27 protein-coding genes are annotated in these 13,363 nt (G+C 59.6%); all 27 read left to right on the forward strand.

What is annotated here, in order from left to right; translation table 11 throughout:
* The first annotated feature begins 307 nt into the window (after nucleotides 1–307).
* The 27 genes from rpsJ (at nucleotide 308) to rpsD (ending at nucleotide 13,302) form a co-directional block, all read left to right on the forward strand.
* Nucleotides 308–619 (forward strand): 30S ribosomal protein S10, encoded by a 312-nt coding sequence (rpsJ, locus tag A9Z05_RS18450; RefSeq protein ID WP_004199280.1) that lies wholly within the window; start codon nucleotides 308–310, stop codon nucleotides 617–619.
* 178 nt (nucleotides 620–797) lie between these two features.
* On the forward strand, nucleotides 798–1,448 hold the full coding sequence (gene rplC, locus A9Z05_RS18455) for a 50S ribosomal protein L3 (RefSeq protein ID WP_006482922.1): 651 nt from the start codon (nucleotides 798–800) through the stop codon (nucleotides 1,446–1,448).
* Nucleotides 1,448–2,068, forward strand: coding sequence for a 50S ribosomal protein L4 (gene rplD / locus A9Z05_RS18460; RefSeq protein WP_006477192.1), 621 nt, complete (start codon nucleotides 1,448–1,450; stop codon nucleotides 2,066–2,068). The genes rplC and rplD overlap by 1 nt, the downstream gene beginning before the upstream one ends.
* Complete coding sequence (gene rplW, locus A9Z05_RS18465) at nucleotides 2,065–2,379, forward strand: 50S ribosomal protein L23 (RefSeq protein ID WP_004199275.1); 315 nt, start codon at nucleotides 2,065–2,067, stop codon at nucleotides 2,377–2,379. Before rplD ends, rplW begins: the two co-directional genes overlap by 4 nt.
* Nucleotides 2,380–2,381: 2 nt before the next feature.
* Nucleotides 2,382–3,209, forward strand: a complete 828-nt coding sequence (gene rplB, locus A9Z05_RS18470; protein WP_006482900.1) for a 50S ribosomal protein L2 — start codon at nucleotides 2,382–2,384, stop codon at nucleotides 3,207–3,209.
* 10 nt (nucleotides 3,210–3,219) lie between these two features.
* Nucleotides 3,220–3,495 (forward strand): 30S ribosomal protein S19, encoded by a 276-nt coding sequence (rpsS, locus tag A9Z05_RS18475; protein WP_004199273.1) that lies wholly within the window; start codon nucleotides 3,220–3,222, stop codon nucleotides 3,493–3,495.
* Nucleotides 3,496–3,507: 12 nt separating this feature from the next.
* Nucleotides 3,508–3,837 (forward strand): 50S ribosomal protein L22, encoded by a 330-nt coding sequence (gene rplV / locus A9Z05_RS18480; protein WP_004199272.1) that lies wholly within the window; start codon nucleotides 3,508–3,510, stop codon nucleotides 3,835–3,837.
* Between the two features lie 11 nt (nucleotides 3,838–3,848).
* Nucleotides 3,849–4,649 carry a 30S ribosomal protein S3 gene (rpsC, locus tag A9Z05_RS18485; RefSeq protein ID WP_006482899.1) on the forward strand — a complete coding sequence of 267 codons (801 nt, stop codon included), beginning with the start codon at nucleotides 3,849–3,851 and terminating at the stop codon, nucleotides 4,647–4,649.
* 2 nt (nucleotides 4,650–4,651) lie between these two features.
* A complete protein-coding gene (gene rplP / locus A9Z05_RS18490) occupies nucleotides 4,652–5,068 on the forward strand; it encodes a 50S ribosomal protein L16 (RefSeq protein ID WP_006482873.1) in 417 nt (138 codons plus the stop codon).
* 9 nt (nucleotides 5,069–5,077) lie between these two features.
* A complete protein-coding gene (gene rpmC, locus A9Z05_RS18495; protein WP_006400652.1) occupies nucleotides 5,078–5,272 on the forward strand; it encodes a 50S ribosomal protein L29 in 195 nt (64 codons plus the stop codon).
* Nucleotides 5,269–5,541 carry a 30S ribosomal protein S17 gene (gene rpsQ, locus A9Z05_RS18500; RefSeq protein WP_006477189.1) on the forward strand — a complete coding sequence of 91 codons (273 nt, stop codon included), beginning with the start codon at nucleotides 5,269–5,271 and terminating at the stop codon, nucleotides 5,539–5,541. The genes rpmC and rpsQ overlap by 4 nt, the downstream gene beginning before the upstream one ends.
* A 309-nt stretch (nucleotides 5,542–5,850) precedes the next feature.
* Nucleotides 5,851–6,219 (forward strand): 50S ribosomal protein L14, encoded by a 369-nt coding sequence (gene rplN, locus A9Z05_RS18505; RefSeq protein WP_006482918.1) that lies wholly within the window; start codon nucleotides 5,851–5,853, stop codon nucleotides 6,217–6,219.
* 9 nt (nucleotides 6,220–6,228) lie between these two features.
* A complete protein-coding gene (rplX, locus tag A9Z05_RS18510; protein ID WP_006477187.1) occupies nucleotides 6,229–6,537 on the forward strand; it encodes a 50S ribosomal protein L24 in 309 nt (102 codons plus the stop codon).
* A 16-nt stretch (nucleotides 6,538–6,553) separates the two neighbouring features.
* On the forward strand, nucleotides 6,554–7,093 hold the full coding sequence (gene rplE, locus A9Z05_RS18515) for a 50S ribosomal protein L5 (RefSeq protein WP_006477186.1): 540 nt from the start codon (nucleotides 6,554–6,556) through the stop codon (nucleotides 7,091–7,093).
* A gap of 7 nt (nucleotides 7,094–7,100) precedes the next feature.
* Nucleotides 7,101–7,406, forward strand: a complete 306-nt coding sequence (gene rpsN, locus A9Z05_RS18520; protein ID WP_006482884.1) for a 30S ribosomal protein S14 — start codon at nucleotides 7,101–7,103, stop codon at nucleotides 7,404–7,406.
* Between the two features lie 14 nt (nucleotides 7,407–7,420).
* Nucleotides 7,421–7,816, forward strand: coding sequence for a 30S ribosomal protein S8 (rpsH, locus tag A9Z05_RS18525; protein ID WP_006477185.1), 396 nt, complete (start codon nucleotides 7,421–7,423; stop codon nucleotides 7,814–7,816).
* 18 nt (nucleotides 7,817–7,834) lie between these two features.
* The gene (gene rplF, locus A9Z05_RS18530; RefSeq protein ID WP_006477184.1) at nucleotides 7,835–8,365 is read left to right on the forward strand and encodes a 50S ribosomal protein L6; all 531 of its coding nucleotides are present in this window, start codon (nucleotides 7,835–7,837) and stop codon (nucleotides 8,363–8,365) included.
* A gap of 12 nt (nucleotides 8,366–8,377) precedes the next feature.
* Nucleotides 8,378–8,743, forward strand: coding sequence for a 50S ribosomal protein L18 (rplR, locus tag A9Z05_RS18535; RefSeq protein WP_006477183.1), 366 nt, complete (start codon nucleotides 8,378–8,380; stop codon nucleotides 8,741–8,743).
* A 14-nt stretch (nucleotides 8,744–8,757) separates the two neighbouring features.
* Nucleotides 8,758–9,276, forward strand: coding sequence for a 30S ribosomal protein S5 (rpsE, locus tag A9Z05_RS18540; RefSeq protein WP_006752931.1), 519 nt, complete (start codon nucleotides 8,758–8,760; stop codon nucleotides 9,274–9,276).
* A gap of 15 nt (nucleotides 9,277–9,291) precedes the next feature.
* Entirely contained in the window at nucleotides 9,292–9,474 is a 183-nt protein-coding gene (gene rpmD / locus A9Z05_RS18545) for a 50S ribosomal protein L30 (protein WP_006400644.1), read from the forward strand.
* A 26-nt stretch (nucleotides 9,475–9,500) separates the two neighbouring features.
* Nucleotides 9,501–9,935, forward strand: coding sequence for a 50S ribosomal protein L15 (rplO, locus tag A9Z05_RS18550; protein ID WP_006482880.1), 435 nt, complete (start codon nucleotides 9,501–9,503; stop codon nucleotides 9,933–9,935).
* Nucleotides 9,936–9,977: 42 nt separating this feature from the next.
* Nucleotides 9,978–11,327, forward strand: coding sequence for a preprotein translocase subunit SecY (gene secY, locus A9Z05_RS18555; protein ID WP_050013167.1), 1,350 nt, complete (start codon nucleotides 9,978–9,980; stop codon nucleotides 11,325–11,327).
* A gap of 7 nt (nucleotides 11,328–11,334) precedes the next feature.
* Nucleotides 11,335–11,553 (forward strand): translation initiation factor IF-1, encoded by a 219-nt coding sequence (gene infA / locus A9Z05_RS18560; protein ID WP_004521905.1) that lies wholly within the window; start codon nucleotides 11,335–11,337, stop codon nucleotides 11,551–11,553.
* A gap of 20 nt (nucleotides 11,554–11,573) precedes the next feature.
* The gene (rpmJ, locus tag A9Z05_RS18565; protein ID WP_004199844.1) at nucleotides 11,574–11,690 is read left to right on the forward strand and encodes a 50S ribosomal protein L36; all 117 of its coding nucleotides are present in this window, start codon (nucleotides 11,574–11,576) and stop codon (nucleotides 11,688–11,690) included.
* 38 nt (nucleotides 11,691–11,728) lie between these two features.
* A complete protein-coding gene (rpsM, locus tag A9Z05_RS18570) occupies nucleotides 11,729–12,094 on the forward strand; it encodes a 30S ribosomal protein S13 (RefSeq protein ID WP_006477178.1) in 366 nt (121 codons plus the stop codon).
* A gap of 28 nt (nucleotides 12,095–12,122) precedes the next feature.
* Nucleotides 12,123–12,524 carry a 30S ribosomal protein S11 gene (gene rpsK / locus A9Z05_RS18575; RefSeq protein ID WP_004197937.1) on the forward strand — a complete coding sequence of 134 codons (402 nt, stop codon included), beginning with the start codon at nucleotides 12,123–12,125 and terminating at the stop codon, nucleotides 12,522–12,524.
* Between the two features lie 154 nt (nucleotides 12,525–12,678).
* Nucleotides 12,679–13,302 carry a 30S ribosomal protein S4 gene (rpsD, locus tag A9Z05_RS18580; protein WP_006477177.1) on the forward strand — a complete coding sequence of 208 codons (624 nt, stop codon included), beginning with the start codon at nucleotides 12,679–12,681 and terminating at the stop codon, nucleotides 13,300–13,302.
* Nucleotides 13,303–13,363: the final 61 nt, after the last annotated feature.

Here is a 13,363-nt window from a genome sequence, read left to right on the forward strand (position 1 = left end):
CGCCAAGATCATCGAGTAAGTAATATCGACGATCCGCGGATCCCTTCGGGGTCCGCGATTCCACGGTAAGCCGCGGTGTACCGTAGAAACCGGGTGCCCAGTTCGATCTGGCGCCCGGTTTTTCTTTGTGGTGTGCGAATCGCGCTATTGACAAACGCCCACCGCCGCGAATTTTCGTGTAGAATCGCGGGCTTAGCAATGGAAGTACTGTCCGGAACCTGATGCTTCGCTCCCCGCTGGCGTCATGTTTCACGTTCTTTTAGTGTCCGGCGATGCAACATCGCCTCGCTCTTTTCAAGGAATTGTCATGCAGCAACAGAAAATCCGCATTCGCCTGAAGGCTTTCGACTATCGTCTGATCGATCAATCGGCTGCCGAAATCGTCGATACCGCGAAGCGGACTGGCGCAATCGTCCGTGGCCCGGTGCCGCTGCCGACGCGCATTCAGCGTTTTGACATCCTGCGTTCGCCGCACGTCAACAAGACGTCGCGCGATCAGCTCGAAATCCGCACCCACCAGCGCCTGATGGACATCGTCGACCCGACGGACAAGACCGTTGACGCGCTGATGAAGCTCGACCTGCCGGCTGGCGTCGACGTGGAAATCAAGCTGCAGTAAGGCTTCCAGCGCCGATCGGCATGCCGGGCGGCGCTAAGTCTTTGTATTGCTTGCGGAAATCGAGAAGTCGGGCTATAATGCTTGGCTTTTCGCGTATTCGCGTAAAAAAGTTGGGCCTTGCGTGCCCGGCATTTTGTAAATCAGCCCCGACCAATCGCAGTCGGGAATGGAGAAAATGATGAGCCTTGGACTCGTAGGTCGCAAGGTTGGCATGACCCGTATCTTCACGGCTGAAGGGGATTCGATTCCCGTCACCGTGCTGGACGTGTCGGACAACCGCGTGACGCAGATCAAGACTGTTGAAACCGACGGCTACACGGCCGTGCAGGTTGCATTCGGCTCCCGCCGCGCATCGCGCGTGACGAAGCCGCTGGCAGGTCATCTCGCCAAAGCCGGTGTCGAAGCCGGTGAAATCCTCAAGGAATTCCGCATTGACGCGGCCAAGGCAGCCGAGCTGTCGAATGGCGCCGTGGTCGGTGCAGATCTTTTCGAAGTGGGCCAGAAGGTCGACGTGCAAGGCGTGTCGATCGGTAAGGGCTACGCCGGTACGATCAAGCGTTACAACTTCTCCTCCGGCCGTGCTACGCATGGTAACTCGCGCTCGCACAACGTGCCGGGCTCGATCGGTATGGCGCAGGATCCGGGTCGTGTTTTCCCGGGTAAACGCATGACGGGTCACATGGGTGACGTGACGGTGACGGTGCAGAACCTCGAAATCGCTCGTATCGACGCAGAGCGCAAGCTGCTGCTCGTGAAGGGTGCGATTCCGGGCGCGAAGGGCGGCAAGGTCTTCGTGACGCCGGCCGTCAAGACCAAGGGGGCGAAATAATGGAACTCAAGCTCCTGAACGAAAATGGTCAGGAAGGTGCAGTGGTCAACGCATCGGACGTCGTGTTCGGTCGTGACTACAACGAAGCGCTGATCCACCAGGTCGTCGTCGCTTACCAGGCGAATGCTCGCCAGGGTAACCGCGCACAGAAGGACCGTGAGCAAGTCAAGCACACGACCAAGAAGCCGTGGCGCCAGAAGGGTACGGGCCGCGCTCGTGCCGGTATGTCGTCGAGCCCGCTGTGGCGTGGCGGTGGTCGTATCTTCCCGAATTCGCCGGAAGAAAACTTCTCGCACAAGGTCAACAAGAAGATGCATCGCGCAGGTCTCTGCTCGATCTTCTCGCAGCTGGCCCGTGAAGGCCGTCTGTCGGTCGTCGAGGACATCATCCTCGAAGCGCCGAAGACCAAGCTGCTGGCCGACAAATTCAAGACCATGGGTCTCGACTCCGTTCTGATCATCACGGACACGGTCGACGAGAACCTGTACCTGGCTTCGCGCAACCTGCCGCACGTGGCGATTGTCGAGCCGCGCTACGCTGACCCGCTGTCGCTGATCTACTTCAAGAAAGTGCTGGTCACGAAGGCTGCGGTCGCCCAGATCGAGGAGTTGCTGTCATGAGCGAGATTCGCAAGAACGATCATCGTTTGATGCAGGTCCTGCTCGCACCGGTGATCTCGGAAAAGGCGACGCTGGTTGCCGACAAGAACGAGCAAGTCGTGTTCGAAGTCGCACCGGATGCCACGAAGCAGGAAGTGAAGGCGGCTGTCGAGCTGCTGTTCAAGGTTGAAGTTGATTCGGTCAACGTGCTGGTTCAGAAGGGCAAGCAAAAGCGCTTCGGCCGTTCGATGGGCCGCCGCAAGGACGTGAAGAAGGCGTACGTCTGCCTGAAGCCCGGCCAGGAAATCAACTTTGAAGCGGAGGCCAAGTAATCATGGCAATCGTTAAAGTTAAGCCGACATCGCCGGGTCGCCGCGCGATGGTCAAGGTGGTCAACAAGAACCTGCACCAGGGCAAGCCGTTCGCGGCGCTGCTCGACTCGCAGAGCTCGACCGCCGGCCGTAACAACAACGGTCGTATCACCACGCGTCACAAGGGTGGTGGTCACAAGCAGCACTACCGTATCGTCGATTTCCGTCGCACGAAGGATGGCATCCCGGCAAAGGTCGAACGTCTCGAGTACGACCCGAACCGCAGCGCGAACATCGCGCTGGTGCTCTACGCAGACGGCGAGCGTCGCTACATCATCGCCCCGAAGGGCCTGACCGTCGGCCAACAGCTGATGTCGGGTTCGGAAGCGCCGATCCGCGCAGGCAACACGCTGCCGATCCGCAACATTCCGGTCGGTACGACGATCCACTGCATCGAGATGCTGCCGGGCAAGGGCGCGCAAATGGCGCGTTCGGCTGGCACGTCGGCCATGCTGCTGGCACGTGAAGGCGTCTACGCGCAGGTTCGTCTGCGTTCGGGCGAAATCCGCCGCGTGCACATCGAGTGCCGTGCAACGATTGGTGAAGTCGGTAACGAAGAGCACAGCCTGCGCCAGATCGGCAAGGCCGGCGCGAACCGCTGGCGCGGTATCCGTCCGACGGTGCGTGGCGTTGCGATGAACCCGGTCGATCACCCGCACGGTGGTGGTGAGGGCAAGACGGCTGCAGGTCGCGACCCGGTGAGCCCGTGGGGTACGCCGGCTAAGGGTTACCGCACCCGCAGCAACAAGCGCACGACGACGATGATCGTCCAGCGCCGTCACAAGCGTTAAGGAGTAGGCAATGGCACGTTCTGTTAAAAAAGGTCCGTTCTGCGACGCCCATTTGCTGAAGAAAGTTGAGGCGGCTGCAGCTTCGCGCGACAAAAAGCCGATCAAGACCTGGTCGCGTCGCTCGACGATTCTGCCGGATTTCATCGGCCTGACGATCGCTGTTCACAACGGCCGTCAACACGTTCCGGTGTACATCTCGGAAAACATGGTCGGCCACAAGCTTGGCGAGTTCGCACTGACCCGTACGTTCAAGGGTCACGCAGCCGACAAGAAGGCCAAGAAATAAGGGGCAATCAAGATGGAAGTGAAAGCAATTCATCGCGGTGCCCGCATCTCGGCGCAGAAAACGCGCCTTGTGGCTGACCAGATCCGCGGTTTGCCGGTCGACAAGGCGCTGAACGTTCTGACGTTCTCGCCGAAGAAGGCGGCTGGCATCGTGAAGAAGGTTGTGCTGTCGGCAATCGCGAATGCGGAGCACAACGAAGGCGCTGATATCGACGAGCTCAAGATCAAGAGCATCTACGTCGACAAGGCTGCATCGCTCAAGCGTTTCACCGCGCGCGCCAAGGGCCGCGGTAACCGCATCGAGAAGCAATCCTGTCACATCACTGTGACGGTCGGGAATTAAGGAGCCATACGATGGGACAGAAAATTCATCCGACTGGCTTCCGCCTGGCTGTCAGCCGCAATTGGGCTTCGCGTTGGTACGCGAACAACAACAATTTCGCGGCGATGCTGCAGGAAGACATCGGTGTTCGTGAATACCTGAAGAAGAAGCTGAAGAACGCTTCGGTCGGTCGGGTCGTCATCGAGCGTCCGGCGAAGAACGCGCGCATCACGATTTACAGCTCGCGTCCGGGCGTGGTCATCGGCAAGAAGGGCGAGGATATCGAACAGCTGAAGACGGAACTGCAACGCCGCATGGGCGTGCCGGTTCACGTCAACATCGAAGAAATCCGCAAGCCGGAAACCGATGCTCAGCTGATCGCTGACTCGATCACGCAACAGCTCGAGCGCCGGATCATGTTCCGTCGCGCGATGAAGCGTGCGATGCAGAACGCGATGCGTCTGGGTGCCCAAGGCATCAAGATCATGAGCGCGGGCCGTCTGAACGGTATCGAAATCGCTCGTACGGAGTGGTATCGCGAAGGTCGCGTGCCGCTTCACACGCTGCGTGCTGATATCGACTACGCGACTTCGGAAGCGAAGACGACTTACGGGATCATCGGCGTCAAGGTGTGGGTCTACAAGGGCGATACGCTCGGCCGCAACGACGCACCGGTGGTGGAAGAAGTAGCCGAAGACAAGCGTCCGCGTCGCAATGCGCGTCCGGGCGACCGTCGTCCGCGCCGTGACGGCGAAGGCGGCGCTCCGGGTGCTCGTCGTGGCGCACCGCGCCGCGGCGCCGGCAAGCCCGAAGACGGCAAGACTGGAGAATAACGATGCTGCAACCGAAACGCAGAAAGTATCGTAAAGAGCAGAAGGGTCGTAATACCGGCAAGGCGACGCGCGGCAACGCAGTGTCGTTCGGTGAATTCGGCCTGAAGGCGATCGGTCGCGGTCGTTTGACCGCACGTCAGATTGAAGCGGCGCGTCGTGCAATGACGCGTCACATCAAGCGTGGCGGCCGCATCTGGATCCGGATCTTCCCGGACAAGCCGATTTCGCAGAAGCCGGCCGAAGTGCGTATGGGTAACGGTAAGGGTAACCCGGAGTACTACGTCGCCGAGATTCAGCCGGGCAAGATGCTCTATGAAATGGACGGCGTAACCGAAGAACTGGCACGCGAAGCGTTCCGTCTGGCCGCAGCCAAGCTGCCGCTGAAGACGGCATTCATCGTGCGCCAGCTCGGCGCCTAAGGAGAAAACATGAAGGCTTCCGAACTTCTCCAGAAAGACCAGGCCGCGCTCAACAAGGAGCTGGCGGACCTGCTGAAGGCGCAATTCGGCCTGCGCATGCAACTCGCGACCCAGCAGCTCACGAACACGAGCCAGCTGAAGAAGGTTCGTCGCGACATCGCACGTGTGCGGACCGTCATGACTCAGAAGGCGAACCAGAAATGAACGATAGCGTGAAAACCTCGCTGAAGCGGACGCTGGTCGGTCGGGTCGTCAGCAACAAGATGGACAAGACCGTCACCGTGCTGATCGAGCACCGCGTCAAGCACCCGATCTACGGCAAGTATGTCGTGCGCTCGAAGAAGTACCACGCGCACGATGAAGCGAACACCTACAACGAAGGCGATCTCGTCGAAATCCAGGAAACGCGTCCTGTTTCGAAGACGAAGGCCTGGACGGTGTCGCGCCTCGTCGAAGCTGCTCGCGTCATCTAAGCGGACAGCGCAGTAGGCAGTAACAGGCACTTCTCCACGAAGTGCTTGAAATCGCAAAGTTTTTGCTTGCGGGACCAGGATTATTTGTTATAATCCTGGTCTTCCCTCTTTATGGGAGCCCCGTCGCGGGCGAAGTTGGTGGGGGAAGCGGACTGGCGCCTGCCTGTCCGAAAGATTCACCGAATTGCGATGGCGGGTTTCGTTTGCCGTCGCTGCTGTTCCAACCCAAGCAGCCGATTGGCTGACGGGACCAAGACTGACCGAATGCATCATGGTGGTGCATCCGGATTAAGTTGGGAAAGACAAACCATGATCCAGACCGAATCTCGGCTCGAAGTAGCCGACAACACGGGTGCACGTGAAGTCCTGTGCATCAAGGTGCTCGGCGGCTCGAAGCGTCGTTATGCCGGCATTGGCGACATCATCAAGGTGAGCGTCAAAGAGGCAACGCCGCGCGGGCGCGTGAAGAAAGGCGAAATTTACAACGCCGTGGTGGTTCGCACCGCCAAGGGCGTGCGCCGTCAAGACGGCTCGCTGATCAAGTTCGACGGCAACGCCGCTGTGCTTTTGAATAACAAGCTCGAGCCGATCGGCACCCGTATCTTCGGGCCGGTGACGCGTGAGCTGCGTAGCGAACGATTCATGAAGATCGTTTCGCTGGCGCCGGAAGTGCTGTAAGGAGTCGCGATGAACAAGATTCGCAAAGGTGACGAAGTCATCGTCGTCACTGGCAAGGACAAGGGCAAGCGCGGCGTCGTGCTGGCTGTCGGTGCTGAACATGTGACGGTTGAAGGTATCAACCTCGTCAAGAAGCATGTGAAGCCGAACCCGATGAAGGGTACGACGGGCGGCGTGGAAGCGAAGACGATGCCCCTGCATATTTCGAACGTCGCACTGGTCGACGCGAATGGCAAGGCGTCGCGTGTTGGCATCAAGGTCGAGGAAGGCAAGAAGGTTCGCTTCCTGAAGACGACCGGTGCCGTACTGAGCGCCTGACGCAGCGGAGTAAAAAATGGCTCGTTTTCAAGAGTTTTACAAAGAAAAGGTTGTGCCCGGCCTGATCGAGAAGTTCGGTTACAAGTCGGTCATGGAAGTGCCGCGCATCACCAAGATCACGCTGAACATGGGTCTTGGCGAAGCGATCGCTGACAAGAAGATCATCGAGAACGCCGTTGGCGACCTCACGAAGATCGCCGGCCAGAAGCCGGTCGTCACGAAGGCTCGCAAGGCAATCGCAGGCTTCAAGATCCGCCAGGGTTACCCGATCGGCGCGATGGTGACGCTGCGTGGCCAGGCGATGTACGAATTCCTCGACCGTTTCGTGACGGTTGCCCTGCCCCGCGTGCGTGACTTCCGCGGTGTGTCGGGTCGTGCTTTCGATGGCCGTGGCAACTACAACATCGGTGTGAAAGAGCAGATCATTTTCCCCGAAATCGATTACGACAAGATCGACGCACTGCGTGGGCTGAACATCAGCATCACGACGACTGCGAAGACCGACGACGAAGCAAAGGCTCTGCTCGCCAGCTTCAAGTTCCCGTTCAGAAACTGAGGTTACCGTGGCTAAACTGGCACTGATCGAACGTGAAAAGAAGCGCGCCCGCCTGGTCGCGAAGTTCGCAGCAAAGCGTGAAGCGCTGAAGGCGATCGTCGAAGACCAAAGCAAGTCGGAAGAAGAGCGCTACGAAGCACGCCTGGAGCTGCAGCAACTGCCCCGCAACGCAAACCCGACCCGCCAGCGTAATCGCTGCGCGATCACGGGCCGTCCGCGTGGCACGTTCCGTAAATTCGGCCTCGCGCGTAACAAGATTCGTGAAATCGCATTCCGTGGCGAGATTCCTGGCCTGACCAAGGCGAGCTGGTAATAGGAGAAACGTAAATGAGCATGAGTGATCCTATCGCCGATATGCTGACTCGCATCCGCAACGCGCAGATGGTCGAGAAGGTATCGGTCGCGATGCCCTCGTCGAAGGTCAAGGTTGCAATCGCGCAAGTCCTGAAGGACGAAGGCTATATCGACGATTTCGCCGTGAAGGCGGAAGGTGCGAAGTCCGAACTGAATATCGCGCTGAAGTACTACGCAGGTCGCCCGGTCATCGAACGCCTCGAGCGCGTGTCGAAGCCTGGTCTGCGCGTGTACCGCGGCCGCAACGACATTCCGCAGGTCATGAATGGCCTCGGTGTGGCAATCGTGTCGACGCCGAAGGGCGTGATGACCGACCGCAAGGCGCGCGCTACCGGCGTCGGCGGCGAAGTCATCTGCTACGTCGCTTAAAGCCGAGGAGAGAGAAACATGTCTCGAGTAGGTAAGAGCCCGATCGCGCTGCAAGGCGCGGAAGTCAAGCTGGCCGACGGTGCGATCACCGTCAAGGGCCCGCTGGGCACCATCACGCAAGCGATCAATCCGCTCGTGAACGTGGCGAACAACGACGGCACGCTGAATCTGTCGCCGGTCGACGAAAGCCGCGAAGCAAATGCACTGTCGGGCACGATGCGCGCGATCATCGCGAATGCCGTGCACGGCGTGACCAAGGGTTTCGAGCGCAAGCTGACGCTGGTTGGCGTCGGTTACCGTGCGCAAGCGCAAGGCGACAAGCTGAACCTGTCGCTGGGTTTCTCGCACCCGGTGGTGCACCAGATGCCGGAAGGCGTCAAGGCTGAAACCCCGACGCAAACCGAAATCGTGATCAAGGGGATCAACAAGCAACAAGTCGGTCAAGTGGCTGCGGAAGTCCGCGGTTACCGTCCGCCGGAGCCCTACAAGGGCAAGGGCGTGCGTTATGCCGACGAGGTTGTGATCCTCAAAGAAACGAAGAAGAAGTAAGGGTGCGCAATCATGGATAAGACTCAATCTCGCCTGCGCCGCGCTCGCCAGACGCGTATCAAGATCGCTGAGCTGCAGGTCGCGCGTCTCGCCGTGCATCGCACGAACACGCACATCTACGCTCAAGTGTTCTCGCCCTGCGGCACCAAGGTGCTCGCCAGCGCATCGACGCTCGAGGCAGAAGTGCGCGCAGAACTGGCCGACAAGTCGGGCAAGGGCGGCAACGTCAATGCCGCGACGCTGATCGGCAAGCGTATTGCCGAAAAGGCAAAGGCTGCCGGCATCGAATCCGTCGCCTTCGACCGCTCGGGCTTCCGCTACCACGGCCGCGTCAAGGCGCTGGCTGAGGCAGCTCGCGAAGCTGGGCTCAAGTTCTAAGGAAGGAATTCGTCATGGCAAAGATGCAAGCGAAAGTTCAGGCTGACGAGCGCGACGACGGCCTTCGCGAAAAGATGATTTCGGTCAATCGCGTGACCAAGGTCGTGAAGGGTGGCCGTATTCTCGGCTTCGCCGCACTGACCGTGGTTGGCGACGGTGATGGCCGCATCGGTATGGGCAAGGGCAAGGCGAAGGAAGTGCCGGTCGCTGTCCAGAAGGCAATGGAACAAGCTCGCCGCAACATGTTCAAGGTGCCGCTCAAGAACGGCACGCTGCAGCACGAAGTGCACGGCAAGCACGGCGCATCCGCTGTCCTCCTCGCTCCGGCGAAGGCAGGTACGGGCGTGATCGCCGGCGGCCCGATGCGCGCAGTGTTCGACGTGATGGGCGTTCAGAACGTCGTGGCGAAGAGCCACGGTTCGACGAACCCGTACAACCTCGTTCGCGCCACGCTGGACGGCCTGCGCAAGCAGTCGACCCCGGCAGACATCGCGGCGAAGCGCGGCAAGTCCGTCGAAGATATTTTGGGCTAAGCCCGGGTGGTCACCATGTCTGAAAAAACTGTCAAGGTTCAGCTCGTGAAGAGCCTGATCGGGACCCGCGAATCGCACCGCGCGACCGTGCGTGGCCTGGGCCTGCGCCGACTCAACTCGGTTAGCGAGCTGCAGGACACGCCGGCGGTCCGCGGCATGATCAACAAGGTCTCGTACCTCGTTAAGGTCATCGCGTAAGCGGCCCTACGGATCAAGGAGTTGATATGGAATTGAATAACCTGAAGCCGGCAGCTGGCGCCAAGCACGCCAAGCGTCGCGTCGGTCGTGGCATCGGTTCGGGCCTCGGCAAGACGGCTGGCCGTGGTCACAAGGGTCAGAAATCGCGTTCGGGCGGCTTCCACAAAGTCGGTTTCGAAGGCGGTCAGATGCCGCTGCAACGTCGTCTGCCGAAGCGCGGCTTCACGTCGCTGACGAAGGAATTCGTCGGTGAAGTGCGTCTGGGCGACCTCGAGAAGCTGCCGGTCGACGAGATCGATCTGCTCGCACTGAAGCAAGCCGGCCTGGTCGGCGAGCTGACGAAGAGCGCAAAGATCATCGCGACGGGCGAACTGAAGCGCAAGATCGTCGTGAAGGGTCTCGGTGCCACCAAGGGTGCGCGCGCTGCGATCGAAGCGGCTGGCGGTTCGTTCGCCGAGTGACACGCGTAGCGCGTCGTCACTTGCATTCATCGGAGAAGGTACTTGGCTAACAGCCCGAGTCTTGCAAAACCCGGTCGAAGCACGGCGAAATTCGGCGATCTGCGCCGGCGAGCGATGTTCCTGCTCCTGGCGCTGATCGTCTATCGCATCGGCGCGCACATTCCCGTGCCGGGCATCGATCCGGATCAACTGGCCAAGCTGTTCCAGAGCCAGGCGGGCGGCATCCTGGGCATGTTCAACATGTTCTCGGGTGGCGCACTTTCCCGCTTCACGATCTTTGCGCTGGGGATCATGCCGTACATCTCGGCGTCGATCATCATGCAGTTGCTGGCGATCGTTTCGCCGCAGCTCGAGGCGCTGAAGAAGGAAGGGCAGGCAGGGCAACGGAAGATCACGCAGTACACGCGGTATTTCACCGTGGTGCTCGCGACCTTCCAGGCATTCGGTATCGCGGCCGCGCTGGAAAACCAGCCGGGCCTCGTCACCGATCCCGGCACGCTGTTCCGTCTGACGACGGTCGTGACGCTGGTGACCGGCACGATGTTCCTGATGTGGCTCGGCGAGCAGATTACCGAGCGTGGTCTGGGCAACGGTATCTCGATCATCATCTTCGGCGGGATCGCAGCAGGGTTCCCGAATGCCGTGGGTGGGTTGTTCGAGCTGGTGCGTACGGGTTCGATGAGCATCATTTCGGCGATCATCATCGTCGTTCTGATCGCCGCGGTGACTTACCTGGTCGTGTTCATCGAACGCGGTCAGCGCAAGATCCTCGTGAACTACGCGAAGCGCCAGGTCGGCAACAAGATCTACGGCGGGCAGTCGTCGCATCTGCCGCTGAAGCTGAACATGTCGGGCGTGATTCCGCCGATCTTTGCATCGTCGATCATTCTGTTCCCGGCAACGATTCTCGGCTGGTTCAGTACCGGTCAGCCGACGGGAAGCTGGATTTCCAATACGTTGCATAACGTTGCGGAAGCGCTGAAGCCGGGCCAGCCGGTCTATGTGCTGCTGTACACGCTGGCAATCGTGTTTTTCTGCTTCTTCTACACCGCACTGGTGTTCAACAGCAGGGAGACCGCAGACAACCTGAAGAAGAGCGGGGCGTTTGTTCCGGGCATCCGTCCGGGCGATCAGACCGCACGATATATCGACCGCATCCTCACGCGTCTGACGCTGGCCGGTGCGATCTACATCGTCTTCGTGTGTCTGCTGCCGGAATTCCTGGTGCTGCGCTGGAACGTGCCGTTTTATTTTGGTGGAACGTCGCTGCTGATCATTGTCGTCGTCACGATGGACTTTATGGCGCAGGTGCAGTCGTACGTTATGTCGCAACAGTATGAGTCACTGCTCAAGAAGGCAAACTTCAAGGGCGGCAACATCCCGATGCGTTGAAAGGACTATGGCCAAAGACGATGTAATCCAGATGCAGGGTGAGGTGATTGAAAACCTCCCGAATGCGACCTTCCGTGTGAAGCTGGAAAACGGCCATGTCGTGTTGGGGCATATTTCCGGAAAGATGCGGATGCACTACATCCGCATTCTGCCCGGCGACAAGGTGACGGTTGAGTTGACGCCTTACGATCTGTCTCGTGCGCGGATCGTGTTCCGGGCGAAGTGATTTGAAAAAAGGGTATTATCATGAAAGTGATGGCATCGGTTAAGCGCATTTGCCGCAATTGCAAGATCATCAAGCGCAAAGGCGTCGTTCGCGTGATCTGCAGCTCGGATCCGCGCCACAAGCAGCGCCAAGGCTGACCGCGCGTTTGTTTGCGCTTTTTGTTTGAGGAAAAACAATGGCTCGTATCGCAGGGGTTAACATCCCGAATCACCAGCACACCGAGATCGGCCTGACGGCTATCTTTGGTGTCGGCCGCACCCGTTCGCGCAGCATCTGCGTGGCAGCTGGCGTCGATTTTTCGAAGAAGGTCAAGGATCTGACCGACGCAGACCTGGAAAAGCTGCGTGAAGAAGTGGGCAAGTTTGTCGTCGAAGGCGATCTGCGCCGTGAAGTGACGATGAACATCAAGCGCCTGATGGACCTCGGTTGCTACCGTGGCGTCCGTCATCGCAAGGGCCTGCCGATGCGCGGTCAGCGTACGCGTACGAACGCACGTACCCGCAAGGGTCCGCGTCGTGCAGCGCAAGCGCTGAAGAAGTAAGCGGAACTGACAGTTACAGGAAAACGTAATGGCTAAGGCTTCGAACACCGCGGCGCAACGCGTTCGCAAGAAGGTTAAGAAGAACGTCGCTGAAGGCGTGGTTCACGTTCACGCGTCGTTCAACAACACGATCATCACGATCACCGATCGCCAAGGCAACGCTCTGGCATGGGCGACGTCGGGCGGTCAGGGCTTCAAGGGCTCGCGCAAATCGACGCCGTTCGCTGCTCAGGTCGCAGCCGAGTCGGCTGGCCGCGTCGCGATGGAATACGGCGTGAAGAATCTGGAAGTGCGGATCAAGGGCCCGGGCCCGGGTCGCGAGTCGGCAGTGCGCGCACTGCACGGCCTCGGCATCAAGATCACCGCGATTTCGGACGTCACCCCGATTCCGCACAACGGCTGCCGCCCGCCGAAGCGTCGTCGTATCTAAGGATGTGCTGGCACGTTCGTGCTAGCGCATTGCCTGTCGCCGCTCAGCGTCGACGGGCGTTGCTTTTTTGATTGACTAAGCCCACCGTTCGCCCCAAAGGGAGCGGACTAGCGCGGATTTCGATCCGCGTGACTGATTGATAAAGGAATGCAAAGTGGCACGTTATATCGGCCCCAAAGCCAAGCTGTCCCGCCGTGAAGGCACCGACCTGTTCCTGAAGAGCGCGCGCCGCTCGCTCGCCGACAAGTGCAAGCTCGACAGCAAGCCGGGTCAGCATGGCCGTACCTCGGGCGCACGTACGTCCGACTACGGTACGCAGCTGCGCGAAAAGCAGAAGGTCAAGCGTATCTACGGCGTGCTGGAACGTCAGTTCCGTCGCTACTTCGCTGAAGCCGATCGCCGCAAGGGCAACACGGGTGAAAACCTGCTGCAACTGCTCGAGTCGCGCCTCGACAACGTCGTGTATCGCATGGGCTTCGGCTCGACCCGCGCTGAAGCGCGTCAGCTGGTGAGCCACAAGTCGATCACCGTGAACGGCGTCGTCGCAAACGTCCCGTCGCAGCAAGTGAAGGCGGGTGACGTCGTCGCGATCCGCGAAAAGGCGAAGAAGCAGGCGCGTATCGTCGAAGCGCTGTCGCTGGCCGAGCAAGGCGGTATGCCGAGCTGGGTTGCAGTCGATGCGAAGAAGTTCGAAGGCACGTTCAAGCAAATGCCGGAACGCGCTGAAATCGCAGGCGACATCAACGAAAGCCTGATCGTCGAATTGTATTCGCGTTAATCCGATTGACGGCCGAGGTACCCCGATTGCGTTGCGCAAGGAGGGGCCTCGGCTGTTTATT

This window comes from Burkholderia sp. A2, from assembly GCF_001729305.1.
Taxonomy (GTDB): domain Bacteria; phylum Pseudomonadota; class Gammaproteobacteria; order Burkholderiales; family Burkholderiaceae; genus Burkholderia; species Burkholderia sola.